Origin of the sequence: Corynebacterium auris (assembly GCF_030408575.1) — a bacterium.
GTDB classification, from domain to species: domain Bacteria; phylum Actinomycetota; class Actinomycetes; order Mycobacteriales; family Mycobacteriaceae; genus Corynebacterium; species Corynebacterium auris.
In genome coordinates, this window is record NZ_CP047047.1 from 567,783 (window position 1) to 592,458 (window position 24,676).

Sequence of the window (24,676 nt, forward strand, 5' to 3'; positions counted from 1 at the left end):
TTATCCTAGCTAGCCCTTGACTCCGCCGGCAGTTAGGCCGGAGACGATGCGGCGCTGGAAGACGAGCACCATGATGATCAGCGGCACGGTGACCAGGGAGCCCGCCGCCATGATCGCCGCGTAGGGGTACTCGAAGGCGCTCGGGCCGGAGAAGCGGGCGATGGCCACGGTGACGGGCTCGGTCGCGGTGGTGGACAGCTGGCGCGCGAGCATGAACTCGTTCCAGGTGGTGATGAAGGCGAGGATGGCGGTGGTAAACAGCGCCGGCGCCGCCAGGGGCAGAAGGACGAGCCGGAAGGCTTGGCCGCGGGTGGCTCCGTCGATACGCGCTGCCTCCTCGAGGTCCCAGGGCAACTGCTGGAAGAAGGAGATGAGCGTGTAGATCGTCAGCGGCAGCGCGAACGAGATGTTCGGGATGACCATCGCCCGGTAGGTGCCAATCCAGCCGAGGTCGCCGAAGAGCTGGAACAGCGGCGTGACCAGCGCGATGCCGGGGAACATTGAGGCGGCGAGAATGATACCGGTGATAATGCCCTTGCCGGGGAAATCCAGCCGCGCGATGGCATACGCGGTGAACACGCCGACGAGCACGGCGAGCGCGGTCGTCGACAGCGAGATGATCAGCGAGTTGCCGATCGCGCCCAGAAAGTCGTTGCCCTTGTCGGTCGCCAGCGCGTCGCGGAAGTTCTCCAGCGTCACGTGCGTCGGCCACGGGGTGGTGTCGAAGGTGTGAGCTTTGTCGCGCAGCGCAGTGACCAGCATCCAGTAGAAGGGCGCGAGGCCCCAGAACATGATGAACAGCACGCCGACGTAGTGCCCGAGCTTTCTCATTTCGCCTCCTTCGCTTCACGACGCCACCACAGCCGCTTCGACGGCTTCCGTGCGCCGCGCACGTCTGCGCCCAGGAAACGGATCATGATGAACGCCACCGCGAAAATGAGCAGGAAGATGAGCGTGGACAGCGCCGAGGCGGAGTTGAAGTTGCCCTGGCGCATGTCCTCGACCACGAGCTGGGAGATGGTGGCGGTGGGGGAGTTCGAGGAGCCGGAGATCATGATGACGGGCAGGTCGTACATGCGCAGGGCGTCGAGTGTGCGGAAAAGCACCGCGACCATGAGCGCCGGGCGCACTAGCGGCAGTGTGATGCGGGTGAACTGCTGCCACCTGGTCGCGCCGTCGACACGCGCCGCCTCGTAGACATCCTTGGGAATCATCTGGAGCCCGGCGAGGATGAGCAGGGCCATAAAGGGCGCCGTCTTCCACACGTCCGCGATGATGACGGCGCCGCGCGCCGCCCAGGGGTCCGTGGTCCAGGCGATGTCGGTGCCCAGCAGGGAGTTGACGATGCCCGCGGGGGCGAACATGAACTGCCACAGCTTCGCCGTGACGGCAGTCGGGATGGCCCAGGGGATGAGCACCGCGGCGCGGATGACAGCGCGGCCGCGGGATTCGCTGTTCATCACCAGGGCCATGACTAGGCCGAGGATGGTCTCGAGAAGGACGGTGACCACGGTGAAAAACAGCGTGATGCGCACCGCCGGCCAGAAGTCGGTGGCCAGCACCCCGGGCGGGCACGGCCCGACCATGCCGGAGGGGGACATGCACCGGTTGGTGATCCAGTAGAGGTAGTTGTCCAGCCCGGCGAAGCCGCCCTCGGTGAACACGCCGGTCGCCGGGTCCAGGCGTCGGTTGGCCTGGAAGGACAGCCAGACCGCGCGGACGATGGGGTAGCCGATGACGGCGGCGAGGACGATCAGCGCCGGGGCGACGAGCCCGGCCGCCTTGGCCGTGTCGCGAGAGTGGGGTTTTTTGATGGCTGTGGTCACAATGTGTTCCTCCACAAACGTCGTGCCGCCCGCACCGGGGAAATCCGGGTGCGGGCGGCGCCGTGTCTCGCTGCGGTCTAGGAGGCCTGGACGATGGCGGAGGCCATGTCGCGGGTGGCGTCGTCAACGCTCTTGCCCGCGGTCAGCGCCGCGTAAGCGTTGTCCTGGATGGCCTTGGAAATGGCCGGGTAGAAGGGGGACACCGGGCGCGGCTGCGCGTTCTCCAGGGATTCCTTCAGCGCCGGCAGGTAGGGGTGCTCCTCGATGAGCGCCTCGTCGTCGTAGATCGAGGCCAGCACCGGCGGGAAGGACTGCTCGGCGAAGCTGCGCTGGTTCTCCTCGGAGATGATGAACTCGATGAACTCCTTGGCGGTCTGCTTCTTCGTGGAGTTGACGTTGATGCCGTTGTTGTACCCGCCGAGGGTGGACACGCCCACGCCGTTCTTGCCCACCAGGGGCTGGACCTCGAAGTTCACGCCGGCCTCGACGGCGTTGGTGTACATGTAGGGCCAGTTGATGGCGAAGGCGGTGTTGCCCTCGGTGAAGGCGATGTTCGTCTCCTCCTCGGTGGCGGCGGTGGAGGACTCGGCGATGGTGCCGTCGGCGTAGGCGTCGACAAGCGCCTGCAGCCCCTCCTTCGCGGCGTCGGACTCGACGGCCGGGTCGCCGTTGTCGTCGAGCACCTCGCCGCCCCAGCCGTTGATGAAGCCGAGCGTGTTCACCGTGAGGCCTTCGTACTGCTTGAGCTGCGTGGTCAGGCAGTCGCCCTCGACTTCCTCGCAGGCGGAGACGATGTCGTCGAAGGTGTCCGGGGCGGTGGGCACCTGGTCGGTGTTGCGGAACAGCAGCTGGCCGTTGGTGTTCTGCGGCAACGCGTAGAGGGTGCCGTTGTAGGTGGCGGAGTCCACCGTCGCCGGCAACAGGTTCGAGGTGTCCACGGCGTAGTCGCCCTCCAGCGGTTCCAGCCACTGGTTGGCGGCGAAGTCGGCCGTCCACACCACGTCGAGCGCCATGACGTCGTAGTCGTCGTTGCCGGCCTGCAGCGACTGCACGAGGGTGTCGCGCTGGTCGTCAGCCTCACCGGCGAGCTCGGCGAGAGTGACCTGCTCGTCCGGGTGCTCCTCGTTCCACTGGTCGATGATCGGGATGATCTTGTCCGTGTCGTTGCGCCCCATGGCGAAGGTGATCGGGCCGCGGCCCTCACCTTCCGCGGCCTCGCCGGTGGCGGCGGGCTCCTCGGAGTTCTCGGCCTCCTGCTCGCCGTCCGAGGAGCAGCCGACCAGGGTTGCGGAGGCGAGGGCCGCCGCGCACAAGAACGCGCCTGACTTACGTGTAGCCGTGAACATCATCAAAAGCACCTTTCACTGAGATGGGTGCCTTAAATGTAATGACTGGGCCGCGGCCGTACGGAAAAAACGGGAAAAATTGCCCGTTTTCGGGGGTGAAAGCGGGCATCCCCCCGCCCGGTTTTAGCGTGCGGAAAGGTGCGCGGTGACGTTCTCGGCGGACTCGATTGAGCTGATGCGTTCCACGGGCGCCAGGCCCGTGACCAGCACAACCGAGCCGTCGGCGGCCAAAGGGGCCATGATGCTGTGCTCGAACTCGGCGCGGCTCGTCCACGGATCGACCCGGTAGCGCTGCGGGCCGGTCCCCTCGCGCGCCCAGGTGCCCAGCCGGGGGCTGGCGCCGGGGTAGTCATCACCGTAGAAGCGCACGGTGGGCCCGAAGTCGACGGTACCCAGCGGCAGCTCGCCGCCGGATTCGACGACGCCGCGGCCGAAGGGGTCAGCGGAGACCACAACCACATCGGGAAGATCCGACCACCTCGCTGCACGCTCGAGGGTGGTGAACACCACGTCCGGGGCGGAGCCGGATTCTGTGTCGGAGAAGGAGGGCGTGCGGGAGGAGTTGTAGGTGCCGAGGGCGATGACGGCCGCCTGCCACGAGGCGGGGACGTCGATAAGCACTGTGGCGTCCCCGGCTAGCTCGAACTCCGCATCGAGCAGATTGGCCACCTTGTTTGCCCAGTTCTCCAGCGTGACGGCGGAAAACTCCATGCGGGTGCCCGCGGCCTCGTCGTAGACCGTCAGGCGCGGACCGGAGGGGTTCGTGCGCAGAAGGGGCGTGAGGATGCTCATGGGCGCCCATCATACGGGCGTCTCACTTCGGGCTGTGTGAGCGAGCGCCGCGCTAGTTAACGCAGCGCGGCCCGTCGCCGCCGGCGTCAATCACGGGGCCCGTCTCGGCAGCGCCGAAGTCCTCGCCCGGAGTGCCCACGGTTTCTTCCGCTTCCGAGGTGAAGTCCTCGGCGTCCGAGCGCGGGCCCGGGTAGTCGTCCGTCACCACGGCGATGAGGCTGGTCGGTTCCAGGCCGTCGTTGGCAGTGATCGGCAGGCCGCCGAGCAGCTGGGCCAGCTCGATCGCGGCGGGGTCCGCCGGGTCGAGCGCGACCACCTGGGAGAAGCTGTAGATGCCGGGCTGGGCGTTGGAGACGTCGGCCACGTGGGCGCCCTGCTCCTGCAGGTGAGCGCCGACGGCGGAGGCGAGCCCGGCCGTTTCGCCGGCGTTGAGCAAGTAGACCTCCGTGCCGGGCAGCGCCGGGGCGGGCGGGAGCTCGCCGGGCTCGTTCTCGCCCGGGGCCCCGGGCTCCTCGCTGGGGGAGTCGCCGTTATCCTCGGCGCCGTCCGTTTCGGGTGGCACGAGGCCCTCCATGAAGTTGTGTACCTGCTGGACGTTGACGGTGACGATGGATTCGCCGTAGTCGCCGACGCCGTTGACGGAGGTCACGGGGATGGTGGTGAACTCCACGTTGCCGCCGGCCAGGCCGGACATCTGCTGGGCGAAGCTCACCACGTCCCACCCCTGGTCGAGGGTGACGGAGCGCCCGGCGGCCTCCGCCAGCTCGCGCAGCGTGCCGGGGCTGGTCAGGGTGCCCGCGGAGAGGATCTTTTGCACCAGCGAGGCCATGTAGGCCTGCTGGCGCACGATGCGGTCGAGGTCGCCGCGCGGCAGGCCGTGGCGCTGGCGCACGAAGGAGAGCGCCTCGGCGCCGTTTAAGGTCTGCTCGCCCGCGGGGAATTGGGCGCCGGAGAGCGGGTCGTCGACCGGCTCGTTCAGGCACACGTCGACGCCGCCGACGGCGTCGGTAAGCAGGGCGAAGCCGTGCAGCCCCACCTGGGCGTAGTGGTCGACCTCCACCCCCGTGAGGTTGGCGACGGCCTCGATGAGCCCCTCCTGGCCGGCGCGGGCGACCTGCTGCTCCAGCGAAGGGCCGGGCTCCATGCCGCGCGCCTCGAGCTCCTCGCGCTTGTCGGCCGCGTACGCGGCGTAGACGCCGTTGATCTTCATGTTGCCGTGCGTCTCGTCGTGGATATAGGTATCGCGCGGGATCGAGGCCGCCGTGGCGCGGGAGCCGTCCTCCGGGACGCGGACGACCATGATGGTGTCGGTGTTGATCTCGCCCTCGTTGACGCCGGCGTTGAGGCGTTCGAGCTCCTCCTCGCTCAGCGGGTTGCCTTGGGCGTCGGTGCGCGAGTCGGAGCCGACCAAGAGGATGTCCACGGCGCCGTCGAGCACGGAGTCCTCGTCCTTGTTAATAGTCAGCTCCGAGGCGGACAGCGAGTTGCCGAGCTGGCCCACCGAGAAGTGGCCCACCCCGGAGACGACGAGGACGACAGCGGAGCCCAGGGCGAGCAGCCCCTTGAGCGCGGGGTGTCCAGACTGGGTCACGTCCCTCGCGCGCGAGGGCGCTGGCCGGATGTCGCGGGCACGCCTGTAGCTGTCATTCACGCGTGGAAGTATACGACATACCCCCCGAACGACCGTGCGCCGTGAGCCGGGGATGTCGGTCCCGGTGGGTATGCTGTTGCGCATTGTGGAACAGGTTGATAGCAAAGATCCCGCTCACGCACCCCTGGCCGCGATTACGGTCACGTACTCGCCAGGCAAGCACCTGGGTCGGCTCGTCGACTCGCTGGACGCGGCCACGGCGCGCCCGACGCTTCTCGTCTGCGCCGACAACGGCTCTACCGACGGGGTCGCCGAGCGTCTGGCCCGCGAGCGGGCGGACGTGGAGTTCCTTCCCACCGGGGGCAACGTCGGCTACGGCGCCGCGATCAACGCGGCGGTGCGCGCCCTGCGGCCGCGCCGCGACGCAGGGGAGATCGACGGGCGCTACCTCCTGGTGACGAACCCGGACGTGCGCTTTCACCCCGGCAGCATCGACGCACTCGTGAACTGCGCCGAGGACGCGCCGGGGGCCGGGGCTGTCGGCCCCCGCATCGAGGAGGCGGACGGTTCGGTCTACCCCAGCGCGCGCGAGGTGCCCGGGCTGGTCACGGGCGCCGGCCACGCGCTGCTGTCCCGGGTCTGGCCCTCCAACCCCTTCACCGCCGCCTACAAGGCGGGGCAGGACATGGACACCCAGCGCAGCGCCGGGTGGCTGTCCGGCGCCTGCCTTCTCGTGCGCTGGGACGCCTTTGAGCAGGTCGGCGGCTTCGATGAGCGCTACTTCATGTACCTGGAGGACATCGACTTCGGCGACCGCCTGGCCAGGGCGGGCTGGGAGAACGTGTACTGCCCTCGGTCGGTGATCGCCCACGACCAGGGCCACGTGGCGGGCAAGCACTCGCGTGTCACGGTGCCCGCGCACCACGCCTCGGCGTACCGTTTCCAGGCGGACCGCCACCCGCGGTGGTGGCAGGGCCCGCTGCGCGCGGCGCTGTGGGCCGGTTTGAAGGTGCGTGGCGCGGTTGCTGCGCGGCGCCGCGGAGAAGAAAGGTAAAACGCATGGCGGACCCGAAGAATACCGACGCGGTGGTGCTCGTGGGCGGGCGCGGCACGCGGCTGCGGCCTTTGACCCTGGCCACGCCGAAGCCGATGCTGCCCACTGCGGGCTTTCCCTTCCTGAGTCACTTGCTCGCGCGGATCGCCCGGGCCGGGATCACCCACGTGGTCATGGGCACGTCCTACCGCGCCGAGGTGTTCGAGGAGTACTTCGGCGACGGCTCCGAGCTCGGGCTGGAGATCGAGTACGTCGTGGAGGAAGAGGCGCTGGGTACCGGCGGCGCGATCCGCAACGTCTACGACAAGCTCCGCCACGAAAACGTGATGGTCTTCAACGGGGACGTGCTGTCGGGGGCGGACCTGCGTGACATCCTGGCCACGCACGAAAAGTGCGGCGCGGACGTGACGCTTCACCTGGTGCGGGTGCCGGACCCGAGCTCCTTCGGTTCGGTGCCCACGGACGCCGAAGGAAACGTCCTGGCGTTTCTGGAAAAGACGGAGGACCCGCCCACCGACCAGATCAACGCGGGCTGCTACGTGTTCAAGCGCTCGGTGATCGAGTCGATCCCGGCCGGGCGCGTGGTCTCCGTCGAGCGCGAGACCTTCCCGGGCTTGCTCGAAAGCGGGGCGAAGGTCGCCGGGCACGTGGACACCTCCTACTGGCGCGACATGGGCCGACCGAGCGATTTCATCGAGGGCTCGTCCGACCTCGTCCGCGGCATCGCCTACTCGCCGCTTCTTGAGGGCAGGACAGGCGAGTCGCTTGTCGACGCCTCTGCGGGCGTCGCCGGGGGAGTCATCCTCATCGGCGGCACGGCCGTGGGCCGCGGCAGCGACATCGGGGCGGGCGCGCGCGTGGACGATTCGGTCATCTTCGACGGCGTCACCATCGAACCGGGGGCGGTCGTGCGCCACTCCATCATTGCCTCGGGTGTGCGTATCGGGGCGAACGCCCGGATCTACGACTGCGTCATCGGCGAGGGCGCGCGGATCGGCGCCCGCTGCGAGCTGCAGGGCGGGATGCGCGTGTGGCCCGGAGTTGAGATCCCGGATTCCGGAGTGCGTTTCTCGCCCGACGCGTAGGCGACACGCCGGAGGGGATGCCGGATAGTTGCCAGGCGGGGGTAGGGGCACAAGATGTGGTACCCCCGCCTCCTACCCCCGCTTTCGCCCCCGTGTTACTTGTGTGACGGGAGTGGTGTGTGACGTGCGCTTTGGGAAAAATCCTCCCCGGATGGTGCGCACAATGTTGCAGCTATGTAGTGCTTCGGTGTGTAATCGCGTGTGTAATCACAGTGATGTAAGCGTGGATTTCGAGCGCCGCCCGCTCAGCGGTTCGCATCACAGGGATCGGCCAAGGACAGACCAACTACAACGGAGGAAGGGGACGGCGTGGACGAAGTTGCTGGGAACGCCATTCTCCGTGGCGCAGCTGCGGGCGGGATGACCCTTGATGAACTGTTTGGCACCGTCGAGCAGGAGTGGCAGGAGCAGGCGCTGTGCGCCCAGACCGACCCGGAGGCCTTCTTCCCGGAAAAGGGGGGCTCGACGCGCGAGGCGAAGCGCATCTGCAAGGCGTGCCCCGTGCGCGACGAGTGCCTGGAGTACGCCCTGGAGCACGACGAGCGTTTCGGCATCTGGGGCGGCCTGTCGGACCGTGAGCGCCGCCGCCTGAAGAAGCAGATCGGCTAACCTACCAGGGGAAATCGGGGTCGATGTCGCGGGGGTCAAGGTTGAGGTAGTCCGCCACCAGGGCGGTCAGCACCCACGTCAGCAGCTCTGAGCGCTCCGCCTTCGTCCTCGCGCGGCGCTCCACCGGCATGCGGAAGACCACGAAACGGGCCCGCGTCGGGTTGCCGTGCCTATCCACGCCGGCCTGAAGCACCCGGCCGAGCGGGACGGGCCCGTCCGCCACGATCTCGTCCGGCAGTACCGAGCTATCCGCCCGCAGCTGCATGCGGGGGATGGTATCCACGGCGAGGTCGACGCCTGACAGCTGCTCGAAGTACGCGTTGTGCAGCGGCGCGTAGGCCTCGAGTACCAGCTGGTCGAAGGCCATGGAGCGGGTGCGGTAGCGCGGCACCCCGACCGGCAGGAGGGGCCCGCGGATGCCGCGGGCGTGCCGGTCGAGCGCGGGGCGCAGGTGGAGCGGCTGGTGGCTGTCCTCACTCGTGGAGCTCATGGGCTACGATGCTATACCGGGTTGTATCAAAGCGGGCCCGGCCGCGCGGGCCGCGTGTCTCCAGCAAAATCTCGAGGAGAGGTTTAGACTTGGCCAGCGTGAATAGCTTCCGTCGTTGTTGCCGTCCCGGCTGCGGCAGGCCTGCTGTGGCCACGCTCATCTACGCCTACGCGGAATCGACGGCCGTTGTTGGCCCCCTTGCCCCCGTCCAGGACCCGCACGCCTGGGACCTGTGCGAGCGCCACTCCTCGCACATCACCGCCCCCGTCGGCTGGGAGCTCGTCCGCGTCGAACAGGTCGAGATTGAGGATGAGGAACTCGACGCCATGAGCGAGGAGGACCTCACCGCGCTCGCCGCCGCCGTGCGCGAGGCCGGGCGGGTGACCACGGGGCTTGTAGAGACGGGGGAGGACCCCATCGAGTACGAGCCCACGCGCGATTTCAACGACCCGGCTACCTCAAACCACCCCGTGCACCGCACGAAGCGCATCGAGGAGCACGTCGCCGCGGCCAAGGCGGTACGCCGGGCACACCTGCGCGTGGTGCCGGATCCCGAGAACTAAGATCGCCGGCATGGCAATCCAGCGCGATCGCGAGAGCATCTCCCACATCATCAAGGCGTACGACGTGCGCGGCATCGTCGGCGAGGACATCGACGAGGAGTTCGTCTCCGACGTCGGGGCCGCCTACGCCACCATCTTGCGCGGCGAGGGCGAGAGCCGCATCGCCGTGGGCCACGACATGCGTCCCTCCTCCCCGGCGCTCGCAGCGGCGTTCGCTCGTGGCGCCAGCGGGCGCGGCCTCGACGTCCTCGACCTCGGCCTGACCTCCACCGACGAGCTCTACTTCGCAGCCGGGACCCTCCGCTGCGCCGGGGCGATGTTCACGGCCTCGCACAACCCGGCCCGCTACAACGGCATCAAGCTGTGCCGCGCCGGCGCGACGCCGGTGAGCACGGACACCGGGCTCGGCGAGATCGCGCGCATGCTCGTCGAGGGCGTCCCCGAGTACGAGGGCAGCCCTGGGGGCGTCGAAAAGCGCGATGTGCTGGGCGACTATGCAGGGTTTCTGCGCGGGCTGGTCGATGTGCCGCGGCGGCGCCCGCTCGTCGTCGCCGTTGACGCGGCCAACGGGATGGCCGGGCTGACCGTGCCAGCGGTGCTCGCGGACTGCGACGTGCGCCCGCTCTACTTCGAGCTCGACGGGACCTTCCCCAACCACGAGGCCAACCCGCTCGACCCGAAAAACCTCGAGGACCTGCAGCGCTTCGTCGTCGAGCAGCAGGCCGACATCGGCCTGGCCTTCGACGGCGACGCCGACCGCTGCTTCGTCGTCGACGAGCGCGGCCGCCCGGTCCCCCCGTCCGCGATCACGGCCCTCGTCGCCGCCCGCACCCTCGCCGAACACCCGGGGGCGACGATCATCCACAACCTCATCACCTCGCGCGCCGTGCCCGAGATCATCGAGGAGCTCGGCGGCACGCCCGTGCGCACCCGCGTGGGGCACTCCTACATCAAGGCAGAGATGGCGCGGACAGGCGCGCTGTTCGGCGGGGAGCACTCGGCCCACTACTACTTTGCGGAGTTCTTCAACGCGGACTCCGGGCTGCTGGCCGCGCTGCACGTCCTCGCCGCCCTCGCCGAGCAGGACGGGCCTGTCTCCGCGCTCATGGCGCGCTACGGGCGCTACGTGGCCTCGGGGGAGATCAACTCGGAGGTCGCGGACCAGGCGGAGGCGACCCAGCGCGTCCTCGACGCGTTCGCCGCCCGCGCCGACAGCGTGGACCGCCTCGACGGCGTGACGGTGAGCCTGGCCGGCACCAAGGCCTGGTTCAACGTGCGCGCCTCCAACACCGAGCCGCTGCTGCGGCTCAACGTCGAGGCGCCGACGCGCGCTGAGGTCGACGCCCTGGTGGAGGAAGTGCTCGGCCTCATTCGCGCCTAAGCGCCGTATCCTGAACCGCATGGACAGCAGCGACTACTTCACAGGCGCCGGCGGCTACGACCGGGAAACGGTGCGCTTTTTCGACGTGGCGCACGAGGGCGCGCAGGTACGCGGCATCGCCCAGCAGTCCGAGCGGCTCGAGCGCCTGCGCGGCCTTGATCCGCGCAGCGTCGTGGTCGTGGGCACTGACCAGGTCTCACGAGCCGCCGCGCGCGCAGCGCTGGAGCTGCGCGCCCCGCTGCCGCTGCCGGTCGTGGTCTCCGCCGTGTTGCCCGATTACGTCGGGCCCCTCGACGTGGTCATCGTGCTCGGCGAGTGCGTGCACGACGCTGAGACGGGCCGGGACACGCGCTCGCTCAGTACCGCCGCGCGCCGCGGCGCCGAGACGATCCTGGCGGGCCCCGCGCGCGGCCCGATCCTCGAGGACGCCCCCGATTCCGTCCACGTCGTTCCCGCCCTGCCCACCACCGCGGGAGCTTCGCCTTTGCGGGCGATGGCCCTGGTGTGGGCTGTGCTCGACGCGCTGGCCCAGCCCGCCGAGCTCACGGCGGAGTTTTTCGGCGCGCTGGCGGGCGAGGTGGACGCGGAGCTCGAGGCGCTTTCGCCGCAGCGCGACGAGACGGTCAACGCCGCCCGACAGCTCCGGGCCTTCGCGGACGCGGCGAACGTGGTGCACACCGGCCACGACCGCGGCGGGCTGGCCGTGGCCGCTCTCGCGGCGCAACTGTGGACGGCCACGGGGATCGCCTCCGGGTACACCGAAGAGCCGCTGGATAACGCCCCCGCGGAGGATATTTTTCACGATCCCTTCATCGACGGCCCCTCCGCGCTGGTACCGTTGAGGACCATTGTGTGGGCGGCGCCGGACACGGCGCTGCCCGCCTCCCGTGCAGAGTACGCCGAGCCCACCGGGCTGGGCGAGGCATCAACGACCGCCCGGCTCGTCGCGCGCGCCTACGCCGCCACCGCGATGGACGTCTGAGCGGCCCCGTTAGGAAAGGACCGAACACACACAATGCAGAAGCTTGAGGGGGTCCTGCGCGCGTACCCGTGGGGCTCGCACACCCTCCTTGCCGAGTTGCGGGGCGCCGAGGTGCCCGCCCGAAAGCCCGAGGCTGAGCTGTGGTTCGGCGCTCACCCCAGCGCCCCCTCGACGATTTCAGGCACGGGGCTTGACGACATCGTCGCCGCCGACCCCGCCGCCACCCTCGGCCCGCGGGTGCGCGAGGCCTTCGGCGACAGGCTTCCCTTCCTGCTGAAGCTCCTCGCCGCCGACGAGCCGCTGAGTATCCAGGCGCACCCCTCCACCTCCCAGGCCCGCGAGGGCTTCCAGCGCGAAAACGGCGCGGGTATCCCCCTCGACAGCCCGTCGCGCAACTACCGCGACGGGCACCACAAGCCGGAGCTTCTGGTCGCGCTCACCGAGTTCCACGCCCTCGTGGGTTTTCGTCCCTTCGACAAGACGCGCACGCTTTTCGACGCCCTTTCTTGCCCCGCCCTCGACCATTACGCCGCGATGATCGACCCGGCGTGCGAGGAGGCAAGCCTGCGGGCGCTGTTTACCACGTGGATCTCCATCCCCGCCGCGCAGCGCGAGGACCTGGTCGCGCAGGTGCGCGACTGCGCCCAGCCGCTCGCGTCCGAGAGGACCTGGATCGGGCGCACCGCCCGCAACTTCCTCTCCATTGCGGAGCAGTACCCGAAAGACGCCGGCGTCCTCGCAGTCCTGCTGCTCAATCACGTGGAGATGCACCCCGGCCAGGCGCTGTTCATTGCGGCCGGCCAGCTCCACGCTTACCTGCGGGGCATGGGGGTGGAGATCATGGCCAACTCCGACAACGTGCTGCGCGGCGGGCTGACCCCGAAGCACGTCGACGTCCCCGAGCTCGTGCGGATCCTCGACTTCCGCGCCCTGCGCGAGCCGTTCGTCGGCGCCGTCGAGGAGGAGGGCGGCGCCGTGCGCTTCGAGGCGCCGTGCGCCGACTTTTCGTTGCGCCGCCACGACCTCGCGGCGGGGGAGGAGTGCGCAGTCGATTCGGACGGCCCGGCCATCCTGTTGTGCACTGCCGGCGGGTGCGTGTGCGGTTCCGGCGTCGAGCTAGCCCCAGGCGAGGCGGCCTGGATCCCAGCCGTCGACGCCGAGGTCCGCATCGCGGCCGGCGGGCAGGGTTGCGAGCTGTTTTACGCCACGGCGTAAGCGGGCAGGGGTTCTTATAAAGGCAGGGACTCGCGTAGGCGGGTCCACCACTTCTGCGCCTCGGACCCGGGGGAGAGGTGCTGCTGCTGCGGGGCCGGCTCGGTCGGGGGCAGCTGCGGCTGTGGCTGGGTCTGCGCCGGTACCGTGTTTGTTTTCGTGTTCGCGGCGGTGCCGTCGGGAACCCTCTGTGGCTGAGTCGGCTGGTGTCCATCCGTCGCAGCGGGCGCGTTCGGAGCCGGGGCCGTGGGCGTCGTCGTCTCCGCCGGTGCGGCAGGTGCGGTGGGCTCGGGCGTGGGAACCGGCTCCGAGGCGATCTCGCCGCCGGTCGGCGGGGTCAGTTGCGGCGCGGGCGCCAGGGGAACGACGTTGGAGGGGCGGTAGACTTGCGTCGGGGCCGAGGCGGGCGGCGCCGGGTGGACCACGGCGTTCGGCGGCAGCAGCGGGTCGTGGGCGGGGTCCTCCCGGCCGTCGCCGGGGGTGGTGTCCGGGCGCATGTCCTCGCCCGCGGGCGTCTCGTCAGCGTGGGTGACGCGCGTCGAGCTGGCCGGCGCCGCCGTCGTCGCCGGGGCCGGGGTTGAATCGCCGGTGGTCTCGACGGTCCCGGCGCTGTAGGGGCCTCCCGGGGAGGCGGGAAGGGAAAGCCTCCACACCGCGAGGCCGGCGAGGATCGCGGTGAGCACACCGATGGCCATGAACGCTGTAACACGACGTCGTGAATTGCCCATGTCCCTCTCCCTTGTCGCTCCCTGCTTGGACCTGCTTGAACCTGCTTGAACCTGTGCGGACGTCACAAACTTATAACAGTCTTGCTTTTTCTTTTAGCACAGTTCATGCCCCTACAAAACTCCCCGGCGGGGGCTTCGACTGTGAGATCGGCCATGGCGTGCGCGGCCTCCATCGCCCGACCGGGCCGTTTTGGCCTTATTGTTGGGGTCGGCCGGTGCCCGCACCATTCAAGCGACGACCGATAGGGAGGACCACATGAGCACCTGGGATACGGAAATCTTCACCGCCGAGGCCAACGCCGAGTTCCTCGAGGACCTCGCGGAGCTCGATATCGAGGAAGTGGAGGCCGCGGTGCGCGACGCGGTCCTGCTTGCAGCCAGCCAGTCCGCAACGGCCGAGGAGGTGGACAACGGCCGCGCCGCGGCGACCATCGCCGCAATCTGGGCCGGGGCCCCCTTCAGTGCGGGGGAAATCGCCGATACCTACGGGTTCCTCCGCAACGGCGCGGCGCAGGTCGACGAGAAAGTCGCCGAAGTCGCGCTCGCGCTGCTCGAAGACGTCGAGGGCGAAGAGGACGTTGACCAGTTCATCGAGGCGCTGTCCTAGGGAGGCGCTGCCCTAAAGAGACACTGCCCTAAAGGCGTCGCGGGAGGGCGTGTCCGCGGCCCCTATTACAGTGGGGTGAACTGGTGAGCGCATGCGGTGGCGTGTGCTGCACATCGGGACCACTAGCGAGATACGAAGCAACCGAGACACGAAGCAACCGAGAGACAAAGCAGGAGAGTGCACACAATGGCAGATGCGCCGCGCGTGAGCGATTACCGGATCGCCGACATCACGCTGTACGAGGCAGGCCGCAAGCAGATTGACCTCGCGGAGCACGAGATGCCCGGCCTGATGCGGCTGCGCCGCGAATACGAGGCGGAGCAGCCCCTGGCGGGCGCGCGCATCGCCGGGTCGATCCACATGACCACCCAGACCGCAGTGCTCATCGAGACGCTGACGGCCCTGGGCGCCGAGGTGCGCTGGGCGTCGTGCAACATCTTTTCCACGGAGGACCCGGCTGCGGCCGCTGTGGTCGTCGGAAAGCATGGCACGCCGGAGGATCCTCGCGGTGTGCCGGTGTTCGCGTGGAAGGGCGAGACCCTCGACGAGTACTGGTGGTGCCTCAACCAGGTCTTTTCCTGGGGCGAGGGCGTCTTTCCCAACATGATCCTCGACGATGGCGGCGACGCTACGATGGCCGTGATCAAGGGCAGCGAGTTCGAGCGCGCCGGGGCCGTGCCCGAGCCCCAGCCGGGCGACGCCGACGAGCAGGTCGCCTTCTACGCCATGCTGCGCGAGGTCCTGGCCACCGACAACACCAAGTGGCAGTGCATAGCCGACCAGGTCAAGGGAGTGACCGAGGAGACGACCACCGGCGTGCACCGCCTCTACCACTTCGCCAAGGAAGGCATCCTGCCCTTCCCCGCGATGAACGTCAACGACGCGGTGACCAAGTCGAAGTTCGACAACCGCTACGGCACCCGCCACTCCGTCGTCGACGGCATCAACCGCGGCACCGACGTCCTCATCGCAGGCAAGAAGGCCCTCGTCTGCGGCTACGGCGACGTGGGCAAGGGAGTCGCCGAGGCGCTCGACGGGCAGGGCGCGATCGTCTCCGTCACCGAGGCCGACCCGATCAACGCGCTACAGGCGCTCATGGACGGGTACCGCGTGGTCAGCGTCGACGAGGCGATTGAGCAGGCCGATATCGTCATCACGGCCACCGGCAACCTCGGCATCATCACCTTCGAGGATATGCTGCGCATGAAGGACCACGCCATTTTGGGCAACATCGGCCACTTCGACAACGAGATCGACATGCACTCGCTCATCCACCGCGACGACGTGGGACGCACCCCCATCAAGCCGCAGGTGGACCTGTTTTCCCTGCCGTCGGGCAGCTCCATCATCGTCCTGTCGGAAGGCCGCCTGCTCAACCTCGGCAACGCCACGGGGCACCCCTCCTTCGTCATGTCCACCTCCTTTGCGGACCAGACCATCGCCCAGATCGAGCTGTTCACCAACCCCGGCAAATACGACAACGAGGTCTACCGGCTGCCGAAGATCCTCGACGAGAAGGTCGCCCGGATCCACGTCGAGGCCCTCGGCGGAACGCTGACCGAGTTGACGAAGGAGCAGGCCGAGTACATCGGCGTCGACGTCGCCGGGCCCTTCAAGCCCGAGCACTACCGCTACTAGGCAGCCATGATCATCGCGATCGAAGGAATCGACGGCGCGGGCAAGAACACCCTGTCGGCGCAGTTGTGCCGCGCGGTGCGGGCGGAGTCGCTCAGCTTTCCCCGCTACGGCGCCTCCATCCACGCCGACCTCGCTCGCGACGCCCTGCACGGGCGGATGGGGGATCTGACGGAGTCGGCCTACGGCATGGCCACCCTCTTCGCGCTCGATAGGGCCGGGGCCAAACAGCTTCTCGACGCCTACGCCGGCGCCCCGGACCGCACCATCGTCCTGGACCGCTACGTGGCCTCCAACGCCGCCTACACAGCCGCGCGCACCGGCGACCCCGCGGCGGCGGAGTGGGTCCACGCCCTCGAGTTCGAGCGCCTCGGCCTGCCCCGCCCCGACCTGCAGGTTCTGGTGGACACGCCCCCAGAGGAGGCGGGGCGCCGGGCGCAGCGCCGCGAGCAGCAGGACACGCAGCGCGCGCGGGACCGCTACGAGCGCGACACGGCGCTGCAACAGCGAACGTTCGCGGCTTACGAGGAGCTCGCGGCGCGGAACTGGGCAGGCCGGTGGGTGCGCACGACGCAAGCGGACACTATCATTCAAGCAGTTGAGAACTTGTGAGTAAGGAGCAGCGATGACGCCGAAGATTTTGGTGGTCGACGACGATCCCGCCATCAACGAGATGCTCACGATCGTCCTGGAATCCGAGGGATTCGAGTCGCGCCCGATCATGGACGGCGCCGCCGCCGTCTCGGCGTTCCGCGACTACGACCCGGACCTCGTCCTGCTCGACCTCATGCTCCCGGGGATGAACGGTGTGGATATCTGCAAGGAGATCCGCCGCGAGTCCGCCGTGCCCATCGTCATGCTCACCGCCAAGACCGACACCGTCGACGTGGTGTTGGGCCTGGAGTCGGGCGCGGACGACTACATCACCAAGCCCTTCAAGCCGAAAGAGCTCGTCGCCCGCATCCGGGCGCGGCTGCGCCGCACCGACGAGGAGCCGGCGGAGGTCCTCGAGATCGGCGACCTCACCATCGACGTTCCGCAGCACATGGTGACCCGCGGTGACGAGGAGATCGCGCTGACGCCCCTGGAGTTCGACCTGCTGCTGGAGATGGCCCGCAAGCCGAACCAGGTGCACACGCGCGAGGAACTGCTGGAGACGGTGTGGGGCTACCGCAACGCCTCCGACACCCGGCTGGTTAACGTCCACGTCCAGCGGCTGCGCGCGAAGATCGAGCGGGATCCGGAGAACCCCGAGATCATCCTGACGGTCCGCGGCGTGGGCTACAAGACAGGCAAGCCGGGGGTGTAGCCCGCTGAAGGTCAACCATCTGCGACGGCTGCGGGAAGGAGTTTCCGAGTCGTGGCGCACGTCCCTGCAGGTCCGCTTCGTCGGGACGGTGCTCATCGTCTCCACCATCGTGATGCTGGTGCTCGGCCTCACGCTGGCCTCGGTGATGACGCAGCGCATCAGCTCGACGAAGATCGACCTGGCCAACGGTGAGGTCGAGCGCGCCCGCGCCGTCGTCGAGGAGCAGATCAATAGCTCGGGCACCTCGGGTTCGCTGCAGACGCGCCTCAACTCCGCGCGCACGGCCGTGACTCAGAGCTCGCAGCAGAACACGGAGGCGCTGACGGTCTACGAGCCCGTCCTGATCATCCGGGGCGCCGGCGGGCCCGTTATGGCCTCCCCGGAGGGCTTTACCATCCCGGAGCGGCTGCAGAACTTCGTGGCCGAGGGAAACGTCGCCTACCAGTTCGCCTCCGCGGACCGAGTAGACGGCAGTGCCTACAACGCCCTGATCGTCGGCACACCCACGAGCGCCGAGGTGCCTGACCTGCAGCTCTACCTCGTGATGAACATGGAAAACGAGGCCGCCACGCTTGCCCTCATGCAGGGGCTTTTAGCCACGGCGTCCATAGTCGTCGTGGTGCTCTTGGTGGGTATCGCCTGGCTTGCCTCGCAACAGATCGTCTCGCCGGTGCGTTCTGCCTCGCGCACCGCCGAGCGCTTCGCGGCCGGCCACTTGCGCGAGCGGATGCCGGTCGACGGGGAGGACGAGATGGCCGTGCTGGCGATGTCTTTTAACAACATGGCCGACAAGATCTCGCGGCAGATCAACCAGCTCGAGGAGTACGGCGACCTGCAGCGGCAGTTCACCTCCGACGTCTCCCACGAGCTGCGCACCCCGCTGACCACGGTGCGCATGGCGGCCGACATGATCGCGGCGGAGGAGGACTCCCTCGAGGGGCACACCCGCCGAGCCTCCCAGCTGATGACGCGCGAGCTTGACCGCTTCGAGGAGCTTTTGGGCGACCTGCTGGAGATCTCCCGCCACGACGCCGGCGTGGCCGACCTGGCCATCACGAAGCTCGACGCGCAGGCCCCGGTGCACTCGGCGTGGGAGCAGACGCAGCATCTGGCCGTCGAGCTCGACGTCGAGGTAGAGTTCTCCATGCCGGACGAGCCCGTGCTCATCGAGGGCGACCCGCGCCGCATCGAGCGCATCGTGCGTAACCTGCTCGCCAATGCGATAGACCACTCGGAGGGCAACCCCGTTCAGGTGGCGCTGACCGCCAACCAGGAGGCGGTGGCGATCACGGTCACCGACCACGGAGTGGGCCTCAAGCCGGGGCAGGAGGAGCTGGTGTTCAACCGCTTCTGGCGCGCCGACAAGTCGCGCAAGCGCCACTCGGGCGGCACGGGGCTGGGCCTGGCCATTGCCCGTGAGGACGCGCTGCTGCACCGCGGCACGCTCGACGCGGCCGGCACGTTCGGGGTGGGGTCGCAGTTCCGTCTGGTCCTGCCCCGCGACCCGGAGGAGGGCTTTGGCACCGCGCCCGTCGAGCTGGAGGCGCCGGGCGGGGCAGCGCAGGAGGACGTAGCAGAAGACGACACACTAAGCGACGAGGAGATCACAAATGCGCACTAGGAGGCTGGCGGCCGTCGCAGTTGTGGCGACGGCCGCGACCGCCCTGGGCTCGTGTGCGACGCTGCCGTCGAATACGGAGCCGCACGTGCTGCGCTCCTTCGAGCCGCAGGCTGCCCAGGCCCCGGAAATCGCGCCGCAGCCCGGCAGCGATCCGGACCTGCTTCTGCGTGATTTCTTCGCTGCGCTCGCCGTGCCCACCGCCAACTACGAGGCGGCGCGCAACTTCCTGCGCGAGGGAACGCGCGAGGCCTGGCAGCCGACGGGCGAAATCCTCGTCGTGGACCGGCTCAACATCACCACGGTGGCAGGCGGCGGCGCCGGTCGGCGCGCCTTCAGCGTGCAGGGCAACGTCATCGGCGAAGTCACCGTCGGCGGCGTGTTCACGCCGGCCCGCGCGCTGTACGACGCGACCATAGAGCTCGAGCAGGTCGACGGGGAGTGGCGCATCTCCTCGCTGCCCAGCGGGGTTGTCATCGAGCGCACCGAGCTGCGCAACAAGTACCAGCCCCACAACCTGTACTTCTACGACCCGAACGCCGCCGTGCTCGTCCCCGACCGCAGGTGGATCTTCGCCGAGTGGGACTCGCTGAGCTCCGTGTTGCTCAATTTGCTTATCGACGGCCCATCCGAGCGCCTCCAACCCGCAGTGAGCTTCACCCTGCCGGCCGACGTCGGGTTCACAGGTTTTGAAAACGGGGCGTACAACTTCACCGGCTTCGGCTCCGTGAGCGAGGCGGATCGGCTTCGCTTCGCCGCCCAGGTGGTGTGGGTCCTGGCGCAGGCGGGGACGAACGGGCCGATCAGCATTACCGCCGACGGCGACCCGCTGGTGCCCGGCATCGACAGCTTCACCACCGACGATTTCGCGGACGTCCACCCAATGAGCGACGCGGCCGGGGAGCAGAGTGCCTACGCGCTATTTGGCGGCAGCCTGTTCCAGCTCAGCGGGGGCCAGGCCGAATCGGTCGCCGGCCCGCTCGGTAGCAGCGGGGAGATCGTGTCGGCGGACGTGAACCGCGCGGGCGACGTCGCGGTCGTCGCCGGGCAAGAGGGAAACCAGCGCCTCGAGCTCGGGAAACTGCCGGATCCCCTCACGGAGGTCGCCACCGCCGGCAGCTTCACGCGGCCCACCTTCGAGATGGGAAGCGCCGCGGTGTGGGTGGTCGCGGACGGCACGCGGGTTCTGCGAGCGGTGCGCTCCGCGGCCACCGGGGAGGTCTCCGCCAGCGAGGTCAACGTCGACCTGCCCGAGGGTGTGGAGGGCAATATGTCCGTGTTGCGCCTGTCTCAGACGGGGGCGCGCGCCGTCCTCGTCATCGACGGGCACCTGTACACCGGTGTCGTCGCGGTCGACGGCGCCGGGGCGCGCAGGCTCGTCAACGTCATTGAGTACGCGCCTGACCTGGGCGGCAGCGTCATCGCGGCGGACTGGAACCTAGACGGGTCTTTGCTGGTGGGCACGAACTCCGCCGGGGCGCCCGTGGTGCGGGTGGAGCAGGACGGCTCCTCGGCGACCGTGCTCTCCAGCGGCAACCTCACAGCCCCGGTGGTCGCGGTCGCGTCCTCCGGCAGCATGTACTTCGCCACCGACGCGAACGGTACGCTGCAGCTGCCTTCCTCGGGTACGCCCGATAACCCGAACTGGCGAGAGGTACCCGGCCTGCAGGGCGTGCGTTCGCTGCCCATCGTGGCCAGGTAGGAAAGCCCCGACGTGCTGGAGTTGCTGCTTCCCCGGCGCTGCGCCGGCTGCGCCGCGCCGGGCGAACACCTCTGCGGCGCCTGCCGCGCGGCGCTGAGCGCGCCGCCGCAGCGGGTCAGCCCTCCCACGTTTCCGCACGTGCCCGTCTTCGCCTTCGGGCCGTACGTCGGCGCCCACCGGGGGCTGGTGCTGGCGATGAAGGAGCGCAACAACCTGGCGGTGCGCCGCCACGCCGGCGCGGTGCTCGCCGCGGGGCTGGAGACGCTGGCGGCGCGTGGGGAGATCCCCGAAAAGGTGGGCCTCGTGCCGGCGCCGACGCGGGCGAAGGCGGCGCGGGCGCGCGGGGGAGACCCCGTGGAGGCGCTGTGCCGCGCCTCTGGGCGGCCGACGTGGCCGGTGCTTTCGCTTGCCTCCGGCACCGCCGACCAGTCGACGCTCGGGGCGCAGCAGCGCCGGGAGAACCTGTCGGGACGGGTCGCGGCGACGGGGGCGCCGGCCGGGGCGCTCGTGGTGGTCGACGACGTGGTGACGACGGGGGCGACGCTGCAGGCGAGCGTCGAAAAGCTGCTTGCGCTCGGTGGGGACGTTGTGGCGTGCCTCGTACTGTGTGCCGCGTGAGGGCGTTCGGGTTCACACCTATTTCCCACCCAATTGGTTATTACCACTTGTATAGTGAGGGTAGTCCCCCGTTCCGACAACCCCAGGGAGGAAGCAGATGACATCTGCAGGCAGCAACGAAGTCCTGAGCCCCGAGGCCCAGGTGACCATCACTGGCCGCAACGTTGAGGTCCCTGAGCACTTCCAGGATCGTGTGAACGCGAAGCTGGCCAAGATCGAAAAGCTCGATCCGACCCTGACCTTCTTCCACGTCGAACTGCAGCACGAGCCCAACCCCCGCCGCGAAGCGCACGCGCAGCGCATCCAGATCACCGCGACGGGCAAGGGCCACCTCGCCCGCGCGGAGGCGAAGGAGGACAGCTTCTACGCTGCGCTCGAGTCGGCCGTCGGCAAGCTGGAGCGCTCCTTGCGCAAGGTGAAGGTGCGCCGCGAGATCTCTCGCTCGGGACACCGCGCCCCGAAGTCCGCTGGCGAGATCGCCGCGCAGCTCGAGGCCGAGGCCCGCGAGGCACGCTCCGCGGCCGAGCAGGAGGCTGGGGCGGACCCCTACGCCCACCTCGTCGAGGACTTCCAGCCTGGCCAGATCGTGCGCCGCAAGGAACACCCCGCCACCCCGATGAGCGTTGACGACGCCCTGTCCGAGATGGAGCTCGTGGGGCACGACTTCTTCCTCTTCATCGACAAGGAAACCTCGCGCCCCTCCGTGGTCTACCGGCGCCACGCCTACGACTACGGCCTGATCGCGCTCGACACCGACTAGCGCGGTAGCTGCCCGCCCCGTTGCCTCCTGAAGGAGTACGGGGCGGGTTTTCTTAGGTTCCTGACAGCGCTGAGGGGGCTGGTGGTCAGGGCCGTGCGTACAATAGCGGGTTGGTACTGGTCCGCTAGCGGCGGGCCCCGGGGAGCCACCCCGGCACACTCGGAAACTAACTCGAACGCATCCCCGAACAAAGGACGAATCGCACGTGTTTGGACTGTCAACGCTGCTGCGCGCCGGCGAAGGCCGGACCGTCAAGCGCCTGAGCAAGATCGCCGACCAGGTCATCGACCTCGAGGAGGAGTACGCCGCGCTCACCGACGCGGAGCTCATGGCCAAAACAGCGGAGTTCCGAGAAAAGCTCGCCGAGGGAGCGACGCTCGACGACATCCTCCTTGATGCCTTCGCCACCGCCCGGGAGGCTTCCTGGCGCGTTTTGGGGCAGAAGCACTACAAGGTGCAGATCATGGGCGGCGCCGCCCTGCACTTCGGATCCGTCGCCGAGATGAAGACCGGCGAGGGCAAGACCCTGACCTCCGTGCTGCCCGCCTACCTCAACGGGCTGGAGGGCAAGGGCGTGCACATCGTCACGGTCAACGACTACCTGGCCAAGCGCGACGCCGAGATGATGGGCCGTGTCCACCACTTCCTCGGCCTGGAGGTCGGCGTGATCCTGTCGGAGCTTCGCCCGCCGGAGCGTCGGGCCGCCTACGCCGCGGACATCACCTACGGCACCAACAACGAGCTGGGCTTCGACTACCTGCGCGACAACATGACCCGCTCGACGGGGGACATGGTGCAGCGCGGCCACAACTTCGCCATCGTCGACGAGGTTGACTCCATCCTGATCGACGAGGCCCGCACCCCCCTCATCATCTCGGGACCGGTGGACGGCTCGAGCCAGTTCTACAATGTGTTCGCCCAGCTCGCCCCGCGCATGCGCGAGGGCATCCACTACGAGGTGGACAGGCGCAAGCGCACCGTCGGCGTGAGCGAGGAGGGCGTCGAGTTCGTCGAGGACCAGCTCGGCATCGATAACCTCTACGCGCCCGAGCACTCGCAGCTGGTCAGCTACCTCAACAACGCCCTCAAGGCGAAGGAGCTGTTCGAGCGCGACAAGGATTACATCATCCGGCAGGGCGAGGTGCTCATCGTCGACAGCTTCACCGGCCGCGTTCTCTCGGGGCGCCGCTACAACGAAGGCATGCACCAGGCGATCGAGGCGAAGGAAAACGTCGAGATCAAAAACGAGAACCAGACGCTGGCAACCGTCACGCTGCAGAACTACTTCCGCCTCTACGACAAGCTCGCCGGCATGACCGGTACCGCCGAGACCGAGGCCGCCGAGCTGCACCAGATCTACGGGCTCAACGTGGTGGCGATCCCGCCGAACAAGACCAACCAGCGCGTCGACCGCGACGACCTGGTGTACAAGACCCAGGAGGCGAAGTTCGCGGCGGTTGCCGAGGACATCGCCGAGCACGTGGCGAAGGGCCAGCCCGTGCTGGTGGGCACCACGTCCGTGGAGCGCTCCGAGTACCTGTCGCAGCTGCTGACGCGCAAGGGCGTCAAGCACAACGTCCTCAACGCCAAGCACCACGAGGAGGAGGGCCGCATCATCGCCGAGGCCGGCCTGCCCGGCAAGGTCACCGTGTCCACGAACATGGCCGGGCGCGGTACCGACATCGTGCTGGGCGGAAACCCCGAGGTTCTCCTCGACGCGAAGCTCCAGGAGCAGGGGCTCGACCCCTTTGAGGACCAGGAGCGCTACCAGGAGGCCTGGAACGAGCAGCTCCCGCAGGCGAAGGAGCGCTCCAAGCAGCTCGGCGACCAGGTCCGCGCCAGCGGCGGCCTGTACGTGATCGGCACCGAGCGCCACGAGTCGCGCCGCATCGACAATCAGCTGCGCGGCCGCTCCGGCCGCCAGGGGGATCCGGGCGAGACCCGTTTCTACCTGTCTATCCGCGATGACCTCATGGTGCGCTTCGTGGGTCAGTCCCTCGAGAACATGATGGACCGCCTCAATGTGCCTGACGACGTCCCGATCGAGGCGAAGATGGTCTCCAACGCCATCAAGGGCGCGCAGGCGCGCGTGGAAAACCAGAACTTCGAGATGCGCAAGAACGTGCTCAAGTACGACGAGGTGCTCAACGAGCAGCGCAAGGTGGTCTACCGCGAGCGCCTCGAGATCCTCGACTCCAAGGACATCAAGGACCAGGTCCGCCGCATGATCGGCGACACCGTCGGCGCCTACGTCGACGGTGCCACCCGGGAGGGCTACGTGGAGGACTGGGACCTGGGCGAGCTGTGGTCCGCCCTGGATTCCCTCTACGGCCCCTCCGTCACGGCCGAGGAGCTCGTCGAGGGCAGCGAGTTCGGCCGGCCGGGCGAAATCTCCGCATCCCAGCTGCGCAGCGCGCTCGTCGAGGATGCCCAGAAGCAGTACGACGCGCTCGAAAGCAACGTGGCCGAGATTGGCGGCGAGGAGCAGATGCGCAACCTCGAGCGAATGGTGATCCTGCCGATCATCGACACCAAGTGGCGCGAGCACCTCTACGAGATGGACTACCTCAAGGAAGGTATCGGCCTGCGCGCGATGGCCCAGCGCGACCCGCTGGTTGAGTACCAGAAGGAGGGCGGCGACATGTTCAACGCCATGAACGAGGCGATCCAGGAAGAGACGGTGCGCCAGCTGTTCATGATGCGCCGCCAGTTCGAGCAGCAGCCGGCCGAGCAGGAGGGCACGACCTCGGCTTAAGTCGGCGCGCGGG

At 68.6% G+C, this 24,676-nt stretch carries 23 protein-coding genes; 16 read left to right on the forward strand and 7 right to left on the reverse strand.

Annotated features, from left to right (window positions below; translation table 11 throughout):
* Positions 1–9 precede the first annotated feature (9 nt).
* The 5 genes from CAURIS_RS02760 to CAURIS_RS02780 all read right to left on the reverse strand — a co-directional run bounded on the left by CAURIS_RS02760 (position 10) and on the right by CAURIS_RS02780 (position 5,615).
* On the reverse strand, positions 10–831 hold the full coding sequence (locus tag CAURIS_RS02760; RefSeq protein ID WP_290342710.1) for a carbohydrate ABC transporter permease: 822 nt from the start codon (positions 829–831) through the stop codon (positions 10–12).
* On the reverse strand, positions 828–1,826 hold the full coding sequence (locus tag CAURIS_RS02765; protein WP_290342712.1) for a carbohydrate ABC transporter permease: 999 nt from the start codon (positions 1,824–1,826) through the stop codon (positions 828–830). The genes CAURIS_RS02760 and CAURIS_RS02765 overlap by 4 nt, the downstream gene beginning before the upstream one ends.
* A 77-nt stretch (positions 1,827–1,903) precedes the next feature.
* A complete protein-coding gene (locus tag CAURIS_RS02770) occupies positions 1,904–3,172 on the reverse strand; it encodes an ABC transporter substrate-binding protein (RefSeq protein WP_290343288.1) in 1,269 nt (422 codons plus the stop codon).
* Between the two features lie 123 nt (positions 3,173–3,295).
* Positions 3,296–3,964, reverse strand: a complete 669-nt coding sequence (locus tag CAURIS_RS02775; protein WP_290342713.1) for a TIGR03089 family protein — start codon at positions 3,962–3,964, stop codon at positions 3,296–3,298.
* A gap of 52 nt (positions 3,965–4,016) precedes the next feature.
* Positions 4,017–5,615, reverse strand: coding sequence for an LCP family protein (locus tag CAURIS_RS02780; RefSeq protein WP_290342714.1), 1,599 nt, complete (start codon positions 5,613–5,615; stop codon positions 4,017–4,019).
* A gap of 70 nt (positions 5,616–5,685) precedes the next feature.
* On the opposite strand from CAURIS_RS02780, the gene CAURIS_RS02785 reads away from it, so the two are divergent.
* From CAURIS_RS02785 to CAURIS_RS02795, 3 genes are all read left to right on the forward strand, one after another.
* A complete protein-coding gene (locus CAURIS_RS02785) occupies positions 5,686–6,609 on the forward strand; it encodes a glycosyltransferase family 2 protein (RefSeq protein WP_435384018.1) in 924 nt (307 codons plus the stop codon).
* Positions 6,610–6,614: 5 nt separating this feature from the next.
* The gene (manB, locus tag CAURIS_RS02790; RefSeq protein ID WP_290342716.1) at positions 6,615–7,694 is read left to right on the forward strand and encodes a mannose-1-phosphate guanylyltransferase; all 1,080 of its coding nucleotides are present in this window, start codon (positions 6,615–6,617) and stop codon (positions 7,692–7,694) included.
* A gap of 360 nt (positions 7,695–8,054) precedes the next feature.
* Positions 8,055–8,303, forward strand: a complete 249-nt coding sequence (locus CAURIS_RS02795; RefSeq protein ID WP_172812420.1) for a WhiB family transcriptional regulator — start codon at positions 8,055–8,057, stop codon at positions 8,301–8,303.
* 1 nt (position 8,304) lies between these two features.
* On the opposite strand, the gene CAURIS_RS02800 is transcribed toward CAURIS_RS02795, so the two are convergent.
* Positions 8,305–8,793, reverse strand: coding sequence for a metallopeptidase family protein (locus CAURIS_RS02800; RefSeq protein ID WP_290342718.1), 489 nt, complete (start codon positions 8,791–8,793; stop codon positions 8,305–8,307).
* A gap of 98 nt (positions 8,794–8,891) precedes the next feature.
* On the opposite strand from CAURIS_RS02800, the gene CAURIS_RS02805 reads away from it, so the two are divergent.
* The 4 genes from CAURIS_RS02805 to manA are packed head-to-tail and all read left to right on the forward strand — an operon-like array spanning position 8,892 to position 12,934.
* The gene (locus tag CAURIS_RS02805; RefSeq protein ID WP_290342719.1) at positions 8,892–9,356 is read left to right on the forward strand and encodes a DUF3499 domain-containing protein; all 465 of its coding nucleotides are present in this window, start codon (positions 8,892–8,894) and stop codon (positions 9,354–9,356) included.
* A gap of 10 nt (positions 9,357–9,366) precedes the next feature.
* The gene (locus tag CAURIS_RS02810) at positions 9,367–10,737 is read left to right on the forward strand and encodes a phosphomannomutase/phosphoglucomutase (protein WP_290342720.1); all 1,371 of its coding nucleotides are present in this window, start codon (positions 9,367–9,369) and stop codon (positions 10,735–10,737) included.
* 19 nt (positions 10,738–10,756) lie between these two features.
* Complete coding sequence (locus CAURIS_RS02815; RefSeq protein ID WP_290342721.1) at positions 10,757–11,719, forward strand: hypothetical protein; 963 nt, start codon at positions 10,757–10,759, stop codon at positions 11,717–11,719.
* A 33-nt stretch (positions 11,720–11,752) separates the two neighbouring features.
* Positions 11,753–12,934, forward strand: a complete 1,182-nt coding sequence (gene manA / locus CAURIS_RS02820; protein ID WP_290342722.1) for a mannose-6-phosphate isomerase, class I — start codon at positions 11,753–11,755, stop codon at positions 12,932–12,934.
* A 14-nt stretch (positions 12,935–12,948) separates the two neighbouring features.
* On the opposite strand, the gene CAURIS_RS02825 is transcribed toward manA, so the two are convergent.
* On the reverse strand, positions 12,949–13,659 hold the full coding sequence (locus CAURIS_RS02825; protein WP_290342723.1) for a hypothetical protein: 711 nt from the start codon (positions 13,657–13,659) through the stop codon (positions 12,949–12,951).
* A gap of 256 nt (positions 13,660–13,915) precedes the next feature.
* On the opposite strand from CAURIS_RS02825, the gene CAURIS_RS02830 reads away from it, so the two are divergent.
* The 9 genes from CAURIS_RS02830 (at position 13,916) to secA (ending at position 24,663) form a co-directional block, all read left to right on the forward strand.
* Complete coding sequence (locus CAURIS_RS02830) at positions 13,916–14,266, forward strand: hypothetical protein (protein ID WP_290342724.1); 351 nt, start codon at positions 13,916–13,918, stop codon at positions 14,264–14,266.
* Between the two features lie 186 nt (positions 14,267–14,452).
* Positions 14,453–15,904 (forward strand): adenosylhomocysteinase, encoded by a 1,452-nt coding sequence (ahcY, locus tag CAURIS_RS02835; RefSeq protein ID WP_290342725.1) that lies wholly within the window; start codon positions 14,453–14,455, stop codon positions 15,902–15,904.
* 6 nt (positions 15,905–15,910) lie between these two features.
* Positions 15,911–16,513 (forward strand): dTMP kinase, encoded by a 603-nt coding sequence (locus CAURIS_RS02840; protein WP_290342726.1) that lies wholly within the window; start codon positions 15,911–15,913, stop codon positions 16,511–16,513.
* A 13-nt stretch (positions 16,514–16,526) separates the two neighbouring features.
* The gene (gene mtrA / locus CAURIS_RS02845) at positions 16,527–17,210 is read left to right on the forward strand and encodes an MtrAB system response regulator MtrA (RefSeq protein ID WP_290342727.1); all 684 of its coding nucleotides are present in this window, start codon (positions 16,527–16,529) and stop codon (positions 17,208–17,210) included.
* 28 nt (positions 17,211–17,238) lie between these two features.
* Entirely contained in the window at positions 17,239–18,831 is a 1,593-nt protein-coding gene (gene mtrB / locus CAURIS_RS02850; protein ID WP_435384034.1) for an MtrAB system histidine kinase MtrB, read from the forward strand.
* Positions 18,821–20,530 (forward strand): LpqB family beta-propeller domain-containing protein, encoded by a 1,710-nt coding sequence (locus CAURIS_RS02855; protein ID WP_290342728.1) that lies wholly within the window; start codon positions 18,821–18,823, stop codon positions 20,528–20,530. Before mtrB ends, CAURIS_RS02855 begins: the two co-directional genes overlap by 11 nt.
* A 12-nt stretch (positions 20,531–20,542) precedes the next feature.
* Positions 20,543–21,148, forward strand: a complete 606-nt coding sequence (locus tag CAURIS_RS02860) for a ComF family protein (protein ID WP_290342729.1) — start codon at positions 20,543–20,545, stop codon at positions 21,146–21,148.
* A gap of 97 nt (positions 21,149–21,245) precedes the next feature.
* A complete protein-coding gene (hpf, locus tag CAURIS_RS02865) occupies positions 21,246–21,908 on the forward strand; it encodes a ribosome hibernation-promoting factor, HPF/YfiA family (protein WP_290342730.1) in 663 nt (220 codons plus the stop codon).
* 205 nt (positions 21,909–22,113) lie between these two features.
* Complete coding sequence (gene secA, locus CAURIS_RS02870) at positions 22,114–24,663, forward strand: preprotein translocase subunit SecA (protein WP_290342731.1); 2,550 nt, start codon at positions 22,114–22,116, stop codon at positions 24,661–24,663.
* Positions 24,664–24,676: the final 13 nt, after the last annotated feature.

Coding starts and splice junctions, on each gene's coding strand:
- CAURIS_RS02760 (WP_290342710.1), bottom strand. CDS start 831: ATGAGAAAGCTCGGGCACTACGTCGGCGTGCTGTTCATCATGTTCTGG.
- CAURIS_RS02770 (WP_290343288.1), bottom strand. CDS start 3,172: ATGTTCACGGCTACACGTAAGTCAGGCGCGTTCTTGTGCGCGGCGGCC.
- CAURIS_RS02775 (WP_290342713.1), bottom strand. CDS start 3,964: ATGAGCATCCTCACGCCCCTTCTGCGCACGAACCCCTCCGGTCCGCGC.
- CAURIS_RS02785 (WP_435384018.1), top strand. CDS start 5,686: ATGCTGTTGCGCATTGTGGAACAGGTTGATAGCAAAGATCCCGCTCAC.
- manB (WP_290342716.1), top strand. CDS start 6,615: ATGGCGGACCCGAAGAATACCGACGCGGTGGTGCTCGTGGGCGGGCGC.
- CAURIS_RS02795 (WP_172812420.1), top strand. CDS start 8,055: ATGACCCTTGATGAACTGTTTGGCACCGTCGAGCAGGAGTGGCAGGAG.
- CAURIS_RS02800 (WP_290342718.1), bottom strand. CDS start 8,793: ATGAGCTCCACGAGTGAGGACAGCCACCAGCCGCTCCACCTGCGCCCC.
- CAURIS_RS02810 (WP_290342720.1), top strand. CDS start 9,367: ATGGCAATCCAGCGCGATCGCGAGAGCATCTCCCACATCATCAAGGCG.
- CAURIS_RS02815 (WP_290342721.1), top strand. CDS start 10,757: ATGGACAGCAGCGACTACTTCACAGGCGCCGGCGGCTACGACCGGGAA.
- manA (WP_290342722.1), top strand. CDS start 11,753: ATGCAGAAGCTTGAGGGGGTCCTGCGCGCGTACCCGTGGGGCTCGCAC.
- CAURIS_RS02825 (WP_290342723.1), bottom strand. CDS start 13,659: ATGGGCAATTCACGACGTCGTGTTACAGCGTTCATGGCCATCGGTGTG.
- CAURIS_RS02830 (WP_290342724.1), top strand. CDS start 13,916: ATGAGCACCTGGGATACGGAAATCTTCACCGCCGAGGCCAACGCCGAG.
- ahcY (WP_290342725.1), top strand. CDS start 14,453: ATGGCAGATGCGCCGCGCGTGAGCGATTACCGGATCGCCGACATCACG.
- CAURIS_RS02840 (WP_290342726.1), top strand. CDS start 15,911: ATGATCATCGCGATCGAAGGAATCGACGGCGCGGGCAAGAACACCCTG.
- mtrA (WP_290342727.1), top strand. CDS start 16,527: ATGACGCCGAAGATTTTGGTGGTCGACGACGATCCCGCCATCAACGAG.
- CAURIS_RS02855 (WP_290342728.1), top strand. CDS start 18,821: ATGCGCACTAGGAGGCTGGCGGCCGTCGCAGTTGTGGCGACGGCCGCG.
- hpf (WP_290342730.1), top strand. CDS start 21,246: ATGACATCTGCAGGCAGCAACGAAGTCCTGAGCCCCGAGGCCCAGGTG.